The sequence below is a fragment of the Sneathiella chinensis genome (assembly GCF_012720115.1).
GTDB classification, from domain to species: Bacteria; Pseudomonadota; Alphaproteobacteria; order Sneathiellales; family Sneathiellaceae; genus Sneathiella; species Sneathiella chinensis.
In genome coordinates this window covers 452,369-468,649 of the sequence record NZ_VNWN01000002.1, presented here as the reverse complement: position 1 = coordinate 468,649, position 16,281 = coordinate 452,369, and the positions used below count along the sequence as shown (strand labels likewise).

Here is a 16,281-nt window from a genome sequence, read left to right as displayed (position 1 = left end):
CCTGCTTACCTCCCTGGAATATAAAACAGATTACCGAACCAGCGGAACCGTCCCTCCGGCCCCGGCAGGGTGCAGTTGATACGTCCCCGTCCCGGATTGAAGGCCGTATTCAGGCGAATTTCAACACGCCGTTCCCCGATCCATTCAATGGGCACCGCGCCGCCCGTCTGGTTTGACGCGTAGCAGGCCAACTGCTTCGCATTGGGATAGTCCTCATCCAGCGAAAACCCGAAGGCTGGCGGGTTGCGATCCAGAATATTGTCCGATGGGGTCACATTCCGCACCCGCAGCGGCATGGCGTTGGCCGCAAGGCGCAACCGCCCGATCGCCCCGTAATTTTCGTTCATGGCAAAGCGCGGCAGCGAGTAACGGTCATGCCCGGAATAGGCGACGCCGGATTGCTGGCCAAAGGCCGCCTTGAAACCGGCCTCGGCAACCAACCGCTTGATATCCGCCCCGTATTCCCCATAGGGGTAGGCGAAAATACCCGGCACAAATCCCAGCTCGGCCTGAAACCTGTCGCTGGCCGTGGCAATTTCCTGACGGATGCGATCCTCGCCGAGCGCCGGAAGGTGGGCGTGGCTGGCCGTGTGGTGGCCGATATAGCCCCCGCCGGCCACGATCTCGCGGATCTGATCCCATGTCATGTAATCGGGCAGGCGCCTGTCCACATTGTTGGTCGCAACAAAGACCGTGAACGGGAACCCGGCTTCCTTCAGCATGGGAAAGGCATTTTCATAAACCGACTTGTAGGCATCATCCACAGTGATGGCCACGGTCTTGTCTGGAAGCGGTGTCCCGCTTGCAAGATAATCGACGATCTTGCCAAGGGGCCACACCGAATAGCCCCCGTTCTTGAGTTCGTCGATATGGGCCTGGAACTGCTCAATGCGAATATTGGTCTGGGGATATTTATTCTCACCAAACCGGTGATACATCATGACACTGGCCCAGTCTGCCGCCACGGCCGGACGCACGGCCAGAACGGCGGACGCAACCAGAGCCCCGGTCAGGAACAGGCGTGCCGATCCGGCACATTTTCCTGCAATACGGGCCAAAATTCCCTTCATCTGTCTCATTTTGTAAATCACTTGTTCGACTTGTCAGTTACGATTGAAATTCTTCAGGATCCATCATCCGGGTTCCCGCCGCCTGATCAGACAGGGTCGGGTATCGGCGGGGGCGGAACAACTGGTAATGCCACCACTCATTCCGGTAAAAATCCCATCCCGCTGCCGTCATGATGCCCAGCAGGATCGCCCGATTTTTTTGTGCCTCTGCGGAAATATCCGTGACACCGTGATGGGACAGAACCGTCATGTCATCAAATCCGGTTCCCATGTCCAGCTCTTGTCCCTGCTCATCCAGCAAGGTCAGGTCAATGGCGGCGCCCCGGGCATGGGGTGATCCGCTGCTGGGCGGTGCCAGATAATCCGGGTTGGGTGTGTGATCCCACAATTTCTGCACGGCCTCGGTTGGACGAAACCCGTCAAACAGCCGCAACCGGTATCCTTGTGCTGCGGCCAGTCTGATGGCCTCCGCCAGAAGCTCTGCCGCTTCTTCGTTCAGGAAACAGGCAGCCCGACCATAAACGGGGGCACCGGTAAAATTGTTGTCTGACGCATACCGGATATCCAGCTCAACGTCGAAGTCCCCCGGACTGATTTCTACGAGATTCATACCCTGCACTTCTGTGAATTCTGCTTTTATCACAGGCAGAAGGCACAGATTGCTTGAAAATACATGCCATCCATCGTACCTCTGCCAGAGCCGAGAGCGTACCGCGACAGTTTATGGAAAGCAATGAAGATACTTGCATTGGACACTGCCCTGAATGCCTGCTCCGTCGCCATTACGGGCGAAGGGGCACTACTTGCGCATGTTCATGAAAAGCGGGCCCGCGGCCATGCGGAAACCCTTCTGCCCATGATCCGCTCCCTGATGCAGGAAGCCGGCCTTTCCTTCGCGGATCTGGACCTGATTGCCGTTTCGGTCGGCCCCGGTACATTCACCGGGCTTCGCATTGGGCTGGCCGCCGCCCGTGGCATTGCGCTGGCAGCAGGCAAACCCGCCCTTGGCATTACCACCCTTGAGGCACTGGCCGCCGCTGTCCCCGCCGCAAGCCTTGATGGAAAAACCGTGTGGGCAACAGCCGATGCCCGCCGCAAGGAAGTCTATGCCCAGCCGTTCCGATATGAGGCGGGCGCCCTTCTGCCGACGCCTTGCGGCCCGGCGGTTGCAACCCCGATCAAGGGCGCCGCATCCCTGTTTGCGGACGGCCCCGGTGTCATCATCGGCGGCGGCGCGCCGTTATTGGCATCAGCCGGTGAAATTCCGCCCCATATGGACATTCTGGACACCGACCCTGATCCCGATGCCCGCATCATTGCCCGCATCGCCGAACATCGCGGCATTCCCCAAGCCCCGGTCGCCCCGCCCATGCCCGTATATCTGCGTGCGCCGGATGCCAAGCTGCCCGGCGGCAAAGACCCGGTAAAAGCTTCATGACAAGCTTTGAAAGCCGCTTCTTTTCCGACCCGTCCCCGGCCCGCCTGTTGGCGGACATGCACAGCCCCTGCTTTCCCACGCCGTGGAATGAACAGGATTTCAGGCAACTGCTGACCGTGCCCGGCACCATCGCCCAGATTATTGAAACCGGCGGTCCCGATCCCCGGCCCGTCGCCTTCGGTGTCTACCGGGTCTGTATCGACGAGGCGGAAATCCTGACCCTTGGGGTGCTGCCCGGCAACCGGGGCACCGGTGCGGGGGACTTCATGCTGCTATCAGCCCTGGGCTATCTTCGCCAGCAACAGGCCGAAACCCTGTTTCTGGAGGTTTCCGAGACCAATATCCCGGCGCAAAATCTCTATCTTCGCAGGGGGTTCAGCATTATTGGCAGACGAAAGAATTACTATCGGGAGGACGGACAGCCCGTCAATGCCCTGATCATGGAACGAAAAACCGGGCAGCCTGAAACCGGCGCCTGACCTGCCTCTTCGCCGGTCTCGTTCAGGGAGGCGGCACTCTGTCCTATACAGTCCCCACCCTCACTCTTTGCAGGTATTCAAGCAACAACTTGTGTATTCATGCTTTAAAAAATGAGTAATTTTTTCGGCTAGCCCCTTTATTCTTACACATCTATTGCACATATAACCAACATACACTATTAAGACAGCGAAATTAATTGACGGAGGACTGGATAAAGTGTCTGACAAAATCGAGAAAATGGAACTTCTTGCTCTCACGACAGACATTGTCACGTCACATCTGTCCCGAAATGCTGTCGAAGCCAGCGAGATTTCCAACCTGATCCGCGAAGTGTATTCCACGCTGTCGACCGTTGGAACCTCCGAACCGGTCACAGATCGGCCGCAGCCTGCCATCTCTGTCCGCAAATCCGTTCACCCGGATTACATCGTCTGCCTTGAGGATGGCAAAAAGCTGAAGATGCTGAAACGGCACCTGAAAACAGCCTATAACATGACACCGGAAGAATACCGCCAACGCTGGGGCCTGCCGTCCGATTATCCCATGGTTGCGCCCAACTATGCGGCGCAGCGGCGGAACCTGGCCAAGAAAATCGGTCTCGGGACCCGACGGAAAAAGGCAGCCTCCAAGTAATTGTTTCTTTTACTGGTTCCCCCAGACAATTTCGTCTAGACTCCGGGCCGGTTAATCCTTCAATTGCGTATATATAGAGGCCAGAATGCCATCACGTTTGGAAGAACTCTGTGTTGAAAAGGGACTTCGGATGACTGAACAGCGCCGGGTCATTGCCCGCGTGTTGTCCGAATCTCATGATCATCCTGACGTTGAGCTTGTCTACAAACGCGCCTCTGAAGCAGATGAAACGATCAGCATTTCAACGGTCTACCGGACCGTGCGCATGTTTGAGGAAAACGGCATTCTGGAACGCCATGACTTTGGTGACGGACGCGCCCGTTACGAGGAAGTCTCCGACCAGCATCATGACCACCTGATCAACGTCCAGACCGGACAGGTCATTGAATTCACCAGCGACAAGATCGAGGAACTGCAAAAGCAGATTGCCGAGGAACTGGGCTTTGAACTGGTTGATCACCGGTTGGAACTGTATGGAAAGCCCATTGAAGGCCACAAGCAGAAAGCCGTTTGCCCGGAAGAATCCGTCGTAAACATTCACCAGACAGGGCTGCACAAGCGGGACTTCTAGAGTGACATTCCCGCATTTTTCAAGCCTTCGGTAACATGCGCGCACTTCGTTCAACCTTTACATTGCTCTGCCTGTTTGGCTGGGTCCTGATCATGGCTCCGCTGCAGGTTGTCATGCTGACGGTCGCGCCGCGGCACCGTTATGTGCTGCCGCAACTGTTCCATAGCGGCCTGTGCCGCCTGTTCCGGGTCAAGCTGGTCATTCATGGGACACCCTCGCAAAAGCACCCGACCCTGTTTGTCTTCAACCATATCTCGTGGCTGGACATTCCCGTCATCGGCAAGGCCCTGAAGGGCAGCTTTGTGGCCAAGAAGGAAGTGGCTGGCTATCCCGCTATCGGCTGGCTCGCCAAACTGCAGCAGACCATTTTCATTGCCCGCACCCGCCCGGCGGTGAAAAACCACAAGGACGACATGCAGATCCATCTGGAGCAGGGCGACAGCATCTTCCTGTTTCCCGAAGGCACCTCTTCAAACGGTATTGTCCTGCAGAATTTCAAAAGCGCCTATTTTGCCCTTGCCGAAGGCCATAACGGGGATATGCCGCTGACGGTGCAGCCCGTTACCCTTGCCTTTTCCCAGATGGACAACCTGATGATGACCCGCAGCACCATGGGGATTGTGGCGTGGGTTGGCGACGAGGAACTGATCAGCCATGTCTGGCAATTCCTGAATGCCGGACGGGTAACGGCGGAACTGCGCTTCCATGAGCCGGTCACCATTGACCAGTATGCGTCGCGCAAGGAAATGGCGCGGGATTGCCAGAACACGGTGTCCGAGGGACTGGCCCGCGCATTGACAGGACGACCGGAAAAACAGTAATCAGGGCGGAAGCCGGAAACATGCGGGGTTGTCATCAGATTGACTTTCCCCATCTATTTCTTCATTCTTGCATAGAAACCTGATAGGAGAGGCGCTGCGTCCGCTTTTCTGAGGGTTTGCGGACAAAAAACCCAGTTGGTATTTACAGTGGTCAGCGAGGAATTGTGACCAAGAAACTTTATATTTCAACATACGGTTGCCAGATGAATGTCTATGACTCTGACCGTATGGCCGATATCCTTTCCCCCCTTGGATATGACCTGACCGATAAGCCCCAATCTGCGGACATGGCGATCCTGAACACCTGCCATATTCGCGAGAAAGCCTCGGAAAAGACATTTTCCGAACTGGGCGTGCTGCGGAAAATGCGGGAAGAGCGCAAGAAAACCGGCGACGGGGACATGATCATTGCTGTTGCGGGCTGCGTTGCGCAGGCCGAAGGCGAGGAAATCATGAAACGGGCGCCCTTTGTGGACATGGTTTTTGGCCCGCAATCCTATCACAAACTGCCCGAGATGCTGGCGGCGGCAAGCCGCGGGGCCGGACAGGTTCTGGATACGGATTTCCCGGTTGAACCCAAGTTTGACCATCTTCCGGCAGAAGCCATCGACACCAAACTGAGCGCCTTCCTCACCGTTCAGGAAGGCTGCGACAAGTTCTGCGCCTTCTGTGTGGTTCCCTATACACGCGGCGCCGAATTTTCCCGCGCCACCGACGACATCCTTTCCGAAGCAAAACGCATGGTCGCGGGCGGCACCCGTGAAATCACCCTGCTGGGTCAGAACGTCAATGCCTATCACGGGCTTCGGAAAGACGGAAAGGCCGCCTCGCTGGCCGAGCTGATCCAGATGCTGGCCGAGATAGACGGCCTTGAGCGCCTCCGCTACACCACGTCGCACCCGCTGGAAATGACAGAGGATCTGTGCCGGGCCCATCGGGATGTGGATATCCTGATGCCCTATCTGCACTTGCCCGTTCAGGCCGGTTCAGACCGTATCCTCGAAGCCATGAACCGTCGCCACACCGGCGCGGAATATCGCCGCATTATCGAGAAACTGAGAAGCTATCGTCCCGATCTGGCCCTGTCCGGGGACTTTATTGTCGGCTTCCCCGGTGAAACGGATCAGGATTTCGAAGACACCCTGCAGCTTGTCCGGGATGTCAATTATGCCCAGGCCTACAGCTTCAAATACAGCCCGCGCCCCGGAACCCCGGCGGCGGCACTGGAAGGCCAGATGATCCCCGAGGATGTGAAGTCCGAACGGTTGGCCCGCCTGCAGGCCCTGCTGAACGAACAGCAACTTGCCTTCAACCAGTCATTTAAGGGTAAAGAAATCCCTGTACTTCTGGAACGGGAAGGGAAAAAGGAAGGCCAGCTTATCGGGCGCAGCCCGTATATGCAGTCCGTCTACCTTCAGTCCCCGCCGCACAGGATCGGACGCGTCGCCACGGTCATTATCGAGGAAGGCAACGCCAATTCCCTGCGCGGAAAACTTAAATCCGGTGGCGTAGCCGACGCCGCGTGAACACAGGAGCAGAAGTGTCGCAACAACCCCCTCGCCCGAACAAGAAGGCCGCTTCAGAAAAAGACGATCAACAGACCGTTATAGAATTTGAAGACAATCACCTGCTGGCACAGGTGGTCGGAGAGCATGACAGATACCTTGCCCGCATCGAACAGGGGCTTGAGGTATCGGTTACACCGCGGGGCAACAAACTTGCCATCGCCGGCAATGCCGACGCGCAAGTCATGACCCGTCAGGTTCTTGAAGATCTCTACGAGCGTCTGCAAAAGGGTCTGGATGTGACCGAGGCGGAAGTGGATGCGGCCATTCGCATGGTGCGCGGCGGGCCTGCCTCTGACGGCAAGCGGGGATCGGTTGCGGAAACCGGCACAATGATTGTTACCAAGAAACGCCGGATCACCCCGCGTTCCAGCAATCAGGCCTATTACGTCAATTCCCTGCAGACACATGAACTGGTCTTCGGTCTTGGCCCGGCGGGTACAGGCAAGACCTATCTGGCCGTCGCCGTGGCCGTCTCCATGCTGATCCAGAATCAGGTGGACCGGATCATTCTGGCCCGCCCGGCCGTCGAAGCGGGGGAAAAGCTGGGCTTCCTGCCCGGTGACATGCGCGACAAGATCGACCCGTATCTTCGCCCGCTCTATGACGCCCTTTATGACATGCTGCCCGCCGAGGAAGTGGTCAAACGCCTTGAAAATGGCGAGATTGAAGTGGCCGCACTGGCCTTCATGCGGGGCCGGACACTGGCCAACTCCGCCATCATTCTGGACGAGGCCCAGAACACGACCCCGGTCCAGATGAAAATGCTGCTGACCAGAATGGGCGAGAATTCCCGCATGGCGGTTACCGGTGACCTGTCACAGGTGGACCTGCCGCTGGGCGTTCGCTCCGGCCTGCAGGAAGCGGTGACAATCCTGAAAGGCGTGAAAGGCGTGGACTTCATCAATTTCGGCGAAACCGACGTAGTCCGACACCCGCTGGTAACCCGCATTGTCCGCGCTTACGGCGAGCATGAACGGGAGAAAAAGCTGAATTTGAAAACCAAATCCGGCTGAATTCCGCACCCGACCTCTTGAACCGGGGGGCAACGCCCCTCATTTACCCTGATATGATCTCACAGTATTTGATACGACTTTGACACATCAAGACCCTGCGCCAACCGGGTTGGCCGACTTACCCTTCACCTGTGACATTGCCATTGCAGTGGAGCAGGGCAACTGGGAACAGGACAGCGCTGCCGACGAACACCGTGTCCAGACGATTGTCCAATCATGCCTGACACAGGCCTTGCCGGACATTCTTGCCGCTGAACCGATGGAGAAAGCAACCGTCGAGATCAGCATCCTGCTGACAGACGATCCCCAGATACAGGACCTCAATCGGGAATATCGCGGTAAGGACAAACCGACCAATGTCCTGTCCTTCCCCGACACCCATCTCAGTGCCGAAACGCTGGAAGAAGCCGTCCGCTTTGACGAGCCCCTTTTCCTGGGGGATATCGCCATTGCCCGGTCCACCGTCGAGGCCGAGGCGAAGGAACAGGGCAAGAGCCTTGACGACCATTTCTGCCATCTTCTGGTCCACGGCATGTTGCACCTGCTGGGCTTCGACCATATCGAAGATGACGAGGCCGAGGAAATGGAAGGGCTGGAAGTGGAAATTCTGGCTAAAATGAACATTGACAACCCTTATCTCGTAGGGCGTAATCTTCAGGACGGAGTTACCTGAAAAAACATGAACGATCATCTTTCTGCTGAAAAACTGAATGCCTCCTCGGAGGAAGAAAGCCCCTCTGACTCGGAAAACGGATTTTTATCCAACATTCTGAAACATCTGGGCTTTTCCCCGCAAACGGACAGCAGTGTCCGAACCGCCCTTGAGGAGCTGATCGAAGCCCACGACGACAGCGAACAGACCATTCACCCGTCAGAGCGGGCCATGCTGACCAACATATTGGGCATCAGCAACCTGTGCATTCGCGATGTGATGATCCCCCGCGCCGATATTGAAGCCATCGATTCCAGCCTGTCCCTTGAGCAGGTTGTCGAGCGGTTTGCCGAAACCAGCCATTCCCGCATGCCCGTATACGAGGAAACGCTGGATAATGTGATCGGCATGTTCCACATCAAGGACCTGATCCATTTCTGGGGAAAAACAGACAAGACGAACTGGCTGTCTTTCAAGCGGGAAATCCTGTTTGTGCCCCCGTCCATGTCCGTTCAGGACCTGCTTCTCAAGATGCGGGCCACCCATACCCACATGGCCAATGTGGTCGATGAATATGGCGGCATTGACGGTCTGGTCACCATCGAGGATCTGGTCGAGGAAATCGTCGGCGATATCGAGGATGAGCATGACGAGCAGGAAGGCCCGTTGATTGCAGTTGGCGGCTCCGGCGCGATCGAGGCCGACGCCCGCGCCCCGATCCCCGATCTGGAAGCCCTGCTGGATATCGACCTTCTGCCGGAAGAAGAGGATGAAGAGGTCGATACGGTCGGCGGTCTGGTCTTCCAACTGGCAGGCCACATCCCCACACGCGGCGAAATCATCAGCCATGAAAGTGGTCTTGATTTCGAGATCATTGATGCCGACCCCCGCAAGGTCAAACGGGTCCGCATTCGCCGTCGCCCTGAAATGCTGATGGACCCTGAATGAGGGTCCTGACGGAACGTCTCAGCAGGGCTGGCTTTTTCCAAACCGCCCTGCTCTCCTTTCTTTTGGGGGGCAGCGTGGCGCTGACACTGGCGCCGTTCCACCTGATTTTTCTGCTTCCGATCGCCTATAGCGGTCTTTTTTTACTGCTCTCAACCGCCCGAACCCGCTGGCAAACCTTCTTTATCGGCTGGTGGTTCGGCTGGGGTCAGTTTATCGCTGGTCTGTACTGGATCGGTGTTGCCTTCACCATTGATGCCAACGCCCATGCGGCCCTGATCCCCCTGCCCGTTCTGGCGCTGCCCGCTTTTCTCGCCATTTTTCCGGGGCTTGCGACCCTGCTGACCGCCCTTATCAAGGGGCACCCGCTCCTCCGGGTCATTGCCTTTGCCGGCCTCTGGACCGTCATGGAATATGTCCGGGGCGTCATTTTTACCGGATTTCCGTGGAACCTTGCCGGTTATGCGTGGGGAGATGTCCCCGCCATGCTGCAATGGACCGCCTATATCGGCATTTACGGCCTCAGCCTGCTGACCGTCCTGATCAGCACCCTGCCCGCCCTGCTGGCGGAAACGGGGCTCAGCGTCCGGGTTCGGAACCGGGCCATGATCCTGACGGTTCTGCTGATGGCTGTCATGGCTGGCGCCGGATATTGGCGCCTTTCCGGGGCCACGACGGCACCCCTTGAAAATAGTGATTTCAGGATCGTGCAGCCCAACGTTCCCCAAGCCGACAAGTGGAAACGCCCCCTCCGGTTTGGCCATGTCAGGAAGCTGGCGGAAATGAGCGCGGCTGCCCCCGCACCGGGCACGCGCCTCTATCTGTGGCCCGAAACCGCCGTGCCGTTCTTCCTGACAACCGACGACAATCTGAAACAGTATCTTCAGCGCATTGTCCCGGAAGGCGGGGCCATCGTCACAGGCGCCCCCCGCCAATCCCCGGACCGCCGGGAATACTGGAACAGTGTCGCCGTTCTGGACAGCCACGGCAAGATTGACGCCACCTATGACAAACAGCATCTGGTCCCGTATGGGGAATATCTTCCCCTTCGCGGCTTTCTGGAAACGATCGGCCTTGTGGACCTGATCCCGGCCCTTGATGCCATGTCTGATTTCTCCGCCTCGGAGCCGGGGGCGGGATCGGTGCTGCAATCCGCGCTGTTGCCTGCGGCCCGCGTCCTGATCTGTTATGAGGTGACCTTCCCGTGGGAAATCAATCAGGGACAGCCGTTCGAATGGTTGCTAAACGTCACCAATGACGGATGGTTTGGCGATACCACGGGCCCCTATCAGCATCTGGTCACCAGCCGGGTTCGCGCCATTGAGCAGGGCGTCGCCCTGATCCGGGCCGCCAATACTGGCATCTCCGCCATTGTCGATCCCTATGGCCGGGTACTGGCCTCGCTGCCCCTCAACAGTGAAGGGGTTCTTGACGGGCAGATCCCCGCGCCCCTTCCGGGACGAACCCTTTATGCGCGGTATGGGGAAATCCTCCCCCTCACCCTTGTGCTGTTATGTCTGCTGATTGGCGGGATCGGACATTTCCGGCAGCGGCCCTAAAAAACGCCGACTTTCCAGAGCATGACACAGGGGGTAATCAACCCTTTATTGTTTATTGGTCCGCTCTGGCATCCCCCTCCACCGGCAGGTATCCAGACCAATCGCGGGACCCCTATAAAAAAGCCGGACATATGAACGGAATGCGATTAGTATGTTAACATTGTCCAAAATCAACTATAATATGAATCCGCACTCAAAAGGGGGACAACATAATGCCGCAACATCCGGTGGATGTTCATGTGGGCAGCAGGGTCAAGCTGCGCCGCCGATTACTCGGAATCAGTCAGGAAAAGCTCGGGCATGAACTGGGCCTGACCTTCCAGCAGATCCAGAAATATGAAAAAGGGACCAACCGGATCGGCGCCAGCAGGCTTTTTCAGCTCAGCCAGATTCTTGACGTTCCCCCCTCATTCTTCTTTGACGACATGGCGGGCGAATCCGGTTATGCCACACCGGGCCTGCAATCCTCCCAGAGCGAATTTGAACAGCAAAGCCTGTCAAAACGGGAAACACTGGAACTGGTCCGGGCCTATTACCGAATTCCCGACGAGGACATCCGGAAAAGGATGTTTGAACTGATCAAGGCGGTTGGCGGACAGGAATTCGACGGCAACTGAGGCATTCCGGGCTCCTCCAGCACCCTGTTCGGCAATCTTGTCTTGACCAAACAAGGTAAGACAGTAATGTTCGGGACTGCACGAATCAATTTGCGGAACTTCCCATGAAGTTTGCAGCAATCCCTGATAACGGAAAGCCGAGGTAAATCAGTGCCTACTCAAAACTATCTTTTCACCAGCGAATCTGTATCTGAAGGTCACCCTGACAAGGTTTGCGATCGAATCTCTGACGCGATCGTTGATCTCTACCTGTCTCAGGATCCCTATGCCAGAGTTGCCTGCGAAACCCTGACAACGACCAACAGAATCGTTCTCGCCGGTGAGGTCCGTGGCCCCGCCTCCATCAACAAGGCCATGATCGAAGACGTGGCCCGCAATGCCGTGCGCAATATCGGCTATGAACAGGACGGCTTTCACTGGCAGAATGCCGCCGTTGACGTCTATCTGCACGAACAGTCCGCAGACATTGCCCAGGGCGTTGACGCCTCCGGCAACAAGGACGAAGGCGCCGGTGACCAGGGGATCATGTTCGGATATGCGGTCAACGAGACCGACGTCCTGATGCCCGCCCCGATCTACTACTCCCATAACATCCTGAAAGCCCTGGCAGAGGCCCGCCATTCCGGCGCCGAGCCCGCCCTTGGCCCGGATTCCAAAAGCCAGGTTACCCTTGTCTATGAAAATGGCAAGCCGGTGCGGGCGGCCTCCGTGGTGGTTTCAACCCAGCATCAGGAAGGCGTGGAGACCGAGGAAGTCCGCGAGATTGTCCGGAAATATGTAACCTCCGTCCTGCCGGAAGGCTGGATGTGCCCGGAAGACGAATTCTACGTCAACCCGACAGGCAAGTTCGTCATTGGCGGCCCTGACGGGGATGCCGGACTGACCGGCCGCAAGATCATCGTCGATACCTATGGCGGCGCAGCGCCCCATGGCGGCGGCGCCTTCTCCGGCAAGGACCCGACCAAGGTGGACCGTTCCGCGGCCTACGCCTCCCGCTATCTGGCCAAGAACGTGGTTGCCGCCGGCCTTGCCGACAAATGCTGCATTCAGGTTTCCTATGCCATTGGCGTTTCCAAGCCCCTGTCCCTGTATGTGGATCTGTATGGCACCGGCCGCGTGGATGAAAGCCGCCTGTCTGATGTGCTGATGCAGTGCATGGACCTCAGCCCGCGCGGCATTCGCGAGCACCTGAACCTCAACCGCCCGATTTACGAGCGGACCGCTGCCTACGGCCATTTCGGTCGCACACCGGACGAGGATGGCGGTTTCTCCTGGGAGAAACTGGATCTGGTCGACAGCCTGAAGAGTGCTCTGGGATAAGGTCTGACATGACGGAAATTCCTGAAGGACGGAAGCGTATCCTTTATGGTCGCCGGCGCGGCAAACCGCTGCGCAAGGGCCAACGCCATGCCGTGGACGACATCCTGCCGCAAATCCGTGTCCCGCTGGATCGGGACAGCATCGACCTTGCCGGGCTTTTTGGCCCGGCAACCCGCGAATACTGGCTGGAAATCGGCTTTGGTGCCGGTGAACATCTGGCGTGGCAGGCGGACCACCATCCAGAAGCCGGGATTATCGGCTGCGAGCCGTTCCTGAACGGCGTTGCCACGCTGATTGGCAAGCTGGAAGAAAACGGCTCTTCCAACGTTCGCGTTCACAATGAAGCGGCAGAGCTTCTGATGGAAAAACTGCCGGATGCCTCCCTTGACAAGGGGTTTCTTCTGTTCGCCGATCCGTGGCCAAAATCGTCCCACAAGAAGCGGCGATTCGTGTCCCACAAGAATGTCAATGCCCTCGCCCGCATTCTCAAGGATAATGCGGAACTGAGAATTGCAACCGACCATACGGATTACGGTGCATGGATTCTGTGGTTCATGCTGCAGTCAAAAGACTTCGTCTGGACAGCGGAATCCCCGTCAGACTGGCTTGTGCGTGGCCCGGATTGGCCCAAAACCCGCTATGAGGCGAAAGCGGAGCGGGAAGGCAGGCGGTCGGTCTACTACCGGTTCCGCCGGGTCCCACGCGCCTGATATGAAAGCCTGATACAAGAAAAAACTTGGCTTTGGCGCTGACTCAGCTATTATATAGCTAATTAAATACTGTTCGCTCACCGAAAGGATGGGCTCCGGGACAGTGGGCCGAAGGTCCGCTGTTTTTTATTTTCTGGCCCTTTTTTTTCGGCACTGACGACAACATGTGAGGAAGTTCATTGGATCCGACCGCCAAAATAGCTGAGCTTATCAAACCTTCGCTTGAGGATATGGGATACGAACTGGTCCGCGCGACCTTCACAGGAGGTGACCGGCCAATTCTGCAGATCATGGCCGAAAAGGAAGACGGCACCATGACCATTGAGGGCTGCGAGGAAGTCAGCCGCATGGTGTCTGCACTGCTTGATGTGGAAGACCCGATTTCCGGGGCATACGATCTGGAAGTATCGTCCCCCGGTATTGACCGGCCACTGACACGCCTGAAAGATTTCGACCGCTGGTCCGGTTTCGAGGCCAAGGTTGAACTGGATGCGGCCGTGGATGGTCAGCGCCGCTATCGCGGAAAACTTCTGGGAACGGATGGGGAGATGATCCTCCTCAATACGGACACAGGAGAAACATACACCTTGCCTTTTTCCGATTTGAGAAAGGCAAAACTGGTTTTAACAGACGAATTGATTGCCGCGACCCAGGGCGGCACCAGCTCCTGATCTGATAATTGGACGGAATATAAGTCATGGAATCGGCTGCAAGTTTAAATCGCCTTGAATTGTTGCAAGTTGCAGACGCTGCTGCACGTGAAAAAGGCATCGAACGGGACATTGTTCTGGAAGCCATGGAAGAGGCAATCCAGAAAGCCGCGCGTGCCAAATATGGTCATGAAAACGACATCCGGGCCTCTATCGACCGGCGCACGGGCGAAATCAAGTTGGCCCGCGTCCGCGAAGTGGTCGAGGAAGTCGAGAATGAAGCCACCCAGATTCCGGCAAGCGATCCTGTTATCGCCAAGGAAGGTCTGGAAATTGGTGATCTTCTGACCGATCCCCTGCCGCCGATTGATTTCGGACGCATTTCCGCCCAGACCGCCAAGCAGGTGATTGTCCAGAAGGTGCGGGAAGCCGAACGGGAACGCCAGTTCAACGAATACAAGGATCGCGTCGGCGATATCATCAACGGTATCGTCAAGCGGGTCGAGTATGGCAATGTGACGGTCGATCTGGGCCGGGCCGACGCCATCATCCGCCGCGACGAGATGCTGCCGCGCGAAAGTTTCCGTCAGGGAGACCGCATCCGCGCCTATATCTATGACGTGCGCCGCGAACAGCGCGGTCCGCAAATTTTCCTGAGCCGCAGCCATCCGCAATTCATGGCCAAACTGTTCGGTCAGGAAGTGCCGGAAATCTATGACGGCATCATTGAAATCAAGGCCGTTGCCCGCGATCCGGGAAGCCGCGCCAAGATTGCCGTACTGTCCAACGATCCCAGCATCGACCCGGTTGGTGCCTGTGTCGGTATGCGGGGCTCCCGCGTGCAGGCCGTGGTCAACGAACTGCAGGGTGAGAAAATCGACATCATCCAGTGGTCCCCGGATCAGGCCAGCTTCATTGTGAACGCGCTGGCCCCGGCCGAGGTTGCCAAGGTGGTTCTGGATGAAGAAGCCAACCGCATCGAGGTTGTGGTCCCGGATGAGCAACTGTCCCTGGCGATCGGTCGCCGCGGCCAGAATGTCCGTCTGGCCACACAGCTGTCCGGCTGGGACATCGACATCCTGACCGAGGAAGAAGAATCCTCCCGCCGTCAGGCCGAGTTTACCGAACGCACCCAGACCTTCATGGATTGTCTGGATGTGGATGAAACCATTGCGCAGCTTCTGTCCACGGAGGGGTTCACCTCTATCGAGGATGTGATGTTCGCGGAAGTCGGTGAGATTGCCGATATCGAGGGCTTTGACGAGGAAATCGCCGAAGAACTGATCCGCCGCGCACAGGAATATATCCAGTCCTTCCACGCCGAAATGGAAGAAAAGCGGCAGGAACTTGGCGTCAGTGACGAACTGGTCGCCCTGGAAATCCTGTCCCCTGCCATGGTGGTTGCCCTTGGGGAAGCCGGCATCAAGGAACTGGATGATCTCGCGGACCTGTCCGGCGACGAACTGATCAATCAGGAAGACGGAATTCTTCGCGAGTTCGGCCTTGATATGGAAAGCGCGAACAACATTATCATGGCCGCCCGGGCACACTGGTTCGATGACGAGGAACCCGCTGGTGAAGACGAAAGTACAGAAGAAGAAGCCTAGAGCTTCTTCTCTAAACAAACAACGAGGCTTGAGTGAACCGGTCCGGCGGTGTATAGCCTCTGGGCAGGTTCAGGACAAAGCGAAGATGCTTCGCTTTGTCGTCTCGCCTGATGGAATGCTGGTTCATGATATCCACATGAAATTGCCCGGACGGGGCATGTGGGTAACGAGCCAGAGAGAGATGCTGGAAATGGCCCTGAAGAAGGGGTTGTTTTCAAGATCGGCCAAACGCGTGGTCAAACATGATCCAGACTTGCCGGAAAATGTTGAACGCAGCTTGGCCAAACGGTGCCTCGACCTGTTGGGTCTGGGGCGCAAGAGCGGATTTGTCACCACGGGTTTTGCCAAGGTGGAACAATCCCTGAAGGCTGGTAAGGCCGTTGCATTGTTAGCGGCTTACGACGGCGCCGATGATGGACGAAGCAAATTGCGGCGGTTAGCGAAAGAACTGCCACTGATTGAACTGTTCAACATCGACGAATTGAGCAAGGCATTGGGCCGGGATAATGCTGTTCATGTTTGCATGATACAGAGCAGGCTCGCGGAAAAGTTCATGGCCGAAGTTTCGAAATTGGCAGGTTTTCGGAACCCGGGCATGCAGGTTGAAGAACCGAAGTCGGAGTAGGA

At 57.0% G+C, this 16,281-nt stretch carries 18 protein-coding genes; 16 read left to right on the top strand and 2 right to left on the bottom strand.

Annotation, left to right across the window (positions count from 1 at the left end; translation table 11 throughout):
* Positions 1 to 5 precede the first annotated feature (5 nt).
* On the bottom strand, positions 6 to 1,079 hold the full coding sequence (locus FQB27_RS02210; protein ID WP_206374210.1) for a polysaccharide deacetylase family protein: 1,074 nt from the start codon (positions 1,077 to 1,079) through the stop codon (positions 6 to 8).
* Between the two features lie 28 nt (positions 1,080 to 1,107).
* Positions 1,108 to 1,680: a D-alanyl-D-alanine dipeptidase gene (gene ddpX, locus FQB27_RS02205; RefSeq protein WP_169559230.1), complete on the bottom strand. Its 573-nt coding sequence runs from the start codon at positions 1,678 to 1,680 to the stop codon at positions 1,108 to 1,110.
* A 123-nt stretch (positions 1,681 to 1,803) separates the two neighbouring features.
* On the opposite strand from ddpX, the gene tsaB reads away from it, so the two are divergent.
* From tsaB to FQB27_RS02125, 16 genes are all read left to right on the top strand, one after another.
* The gene (gene tsaB, locus FQB27_RS02200; RefSeq protein WP_206374208.1) at positions 1,804 to 2,508 is read left to right on the top strand and encodes a tRNA (adenosine(37)-N6)-threonylcarbamoyltransferase complex dimerization subunit type 1 TsaB; all 705 of its coding nucleotides are present in this window, start codon (positions 1,804 to 1,806) and stop codon (positions 2,506 to 2,508) included.
* A complete protein-coding gene (locus FQB27_RS02195; RefSeq protein WP_169559229.1) occupies positions 2,505 to 2,987 on the top strand; it encodes a GNAT family N-acetyltransferase in 483 nt (160 codons plus the stop codon). The genes tsaB and FQB27_RS02195 overlap by 4 nt, the downstream gene beginning before the upstream one ends.
* A gap of 238 nt (positions 2,988 to 3,225) precedes the next feature.
* Positions 3,226 to 3,621, top strand: coding sequence for a Ros/MucR family transcriptional regulator (locus FQB27_RS02190; RefSeq protein WP_206374206.1), 396 nt, complete (start codon positions 3,226 to 3,228; stop codon positions 3,619 to 3,621).
* Positions 3,622 to 3,706: 85 nt separating this feature from the next.
* Positions 3,707 to 4,192: a Fur family transcriptional regulator gene (locus FQB27_RS02185; RefSeq protein ID WP_169559227.1), complete on the top strand. Its 486-nt coding sequence runs from the start codon at positions 3,707 to 3,709 to the stop codon at positions 4,190 to 4,192.
* Positions 4,193 to 4,227: 35 nt separating this feature from the next.
* A complete protein-coding gene (locus tag FQB27_RS02180; RefSeq protein WP_169559226.1) occupies positions 4,228 to 5,013 on the top strand; it encodes a lysophospholipid acyltransferase family protein in 786 nt (261 codons plus the stop codon).
* A 164-nt stretch (positions 5,014 to 5,177) separates the two neighbouring features.
* Positions 5,178 to 6,539 (top strand): tRNA (N6-isopentenyl adenosine(37)-C2)-methylthiotransferase MiaB, encoded by a 1,362-nt coding sequence (gene miaB, locus FQB27_RS02175; RefSeq protein ID WP_169559225.1) that lies wholly within the window; start codon positions 5,178 to 5,180, stop codon positions 6,537 to 6,539.
* A gap of 14 nt (positions 6,540 to 6,553) precedes the next feature.
* The gene (locus FQB27_RS02170; protein ID WP_169559224.1) at positions 6,554 to 7,594 is read left to right on the top strand and encodes a PhoH family protein; all 1,041 of its coding nucleotides are present in this window, start codon (positions 6,554 to 6,556) and stop codon (positions 7,592 to 7,594) included.
* 79 nt (positions 7,595 to 7,673) lie between these two features.
* On the top strand, positions 7,674 to 8,267 hold the full coding sequence (ybeY, locus tag FQB27_RS02165; protein ID WP_206374204.1) for an rRNA maturation RNase YbeY: 594 nt from the start codon (positions 7,674 to 7,676) through the stop codon (positions 8,265 to 8,267).
* A 6-nt stretch (positions 8,268 to 8,273) separates the two neighbouring features.
* Positions 8,274 to 9,194 (top strand): hemolysin family protein, encoded by a 921-nt coding sequence (locus tag FQB27_RS02160; protein ID WP_169559223.1) that lies wholly within the window; start codon positions 8,274 to 8,276, stop codon positions 9,192 to 9,194.
* The gene (gene lnt, locus FQB27_RS02155) at positions 9,191 to 10,750 is read left to right on the top strand and encodes an apolipoprotein N-acyltransferase (RefSeq protein ID WP_169559222.1); all 1,560 of its coding nucleotides are present in this window, start codon (positions 9,191 to 9,193) and stop codon (positions 10,748 to 10,750) included. Before FQB27_RS02160 ends, lnt begins: the two co-directional genes overlap by 4 nt.
* A 212-nt stretch (positions 10,751 to 10,962) precedes the next feature.
* A complete protein-coding gene (locus tag FQB27_RS02150) occupies positions 10,963 to 11,367 on the top strand; it encodes a helix-turn-helix domain-containing protein (RefSeq protein ID WP_169559221.1) in 405 nt (134 codons plus the stop codon).
* Positions 11,368 to 11,517: 150 nt separating this feature from the next.
* The gene (metK, locus tag FQB27_RS02145) at positions 11,518 to 12,687 is read left to right on the top strand and encodes a methionine adenosyltransferase (protein WP_169559220.1); all 1,170 of its coding nucleotides are present in this window, start codon (positions 11,518 to 11,520) and stop codon (positions 12,685 to 12,687) included.
* A gap of 8 nt (positions 12,688 to 12,695) precedes the next feature.
* Positions 12,696 to 13,397 carry a tRNA (guanine(46)-N(7))-methyltransferase TrmB gene (gene trmB / locus FQB27_RS02140; protein WP_169559219.1) on the top strand — a complete coding sequence of 234 codons (702 nt, stop codon included), beginning with the start codon at positions 12,696 to 12,698 and terminating at the stop codon, positions 13,395 to 13,397.
* 179 nt (positions 13,398 to 13,576) lie between these two features.
* The gene (gene rimP / locus FQB27_RS02135; protein ID WP_169559218.1) at positions 13,577 to 14,068 is read left to right on the top strand and encodes a ribosome maturation factor RimP; all 492 of its coding nucleotides are present in this window, start codon (positions 13,577 to 13,579) and stop codon (positions 14,066 to 14,068) included.
* Positions 14,069 to 14,094: 26 nt separating this feature from the next.
* Positions 14,095 to 15,654 carry a transcription termination factor NusA gene (nusA, locus tag FQB27_RS02130; protein WP_169559217.1) on the top strand — a complete coding sequence of 520 codons (1,560 nt, stop codon included), beginning with the start codon at positions 14,095 to 14,097 and terminating at the stop codon, positions 15,652 to 15,654.
* A complete protein-coding gene (locus tag FQB27_RS02125) occupies positions 15,623 to 16,279 on the top strand; it encodes an RNA-binding protein (protein ID WP_169559216.1) in 657 nt (218 codons plus the stop codon). The genes nusA and FQB27_RS02125 overlap by 32 nt, the downstream gene beginning before the upstream one ends.
* Positions 16,280 to 16,281: the final 2 nt, after the last annotated feature.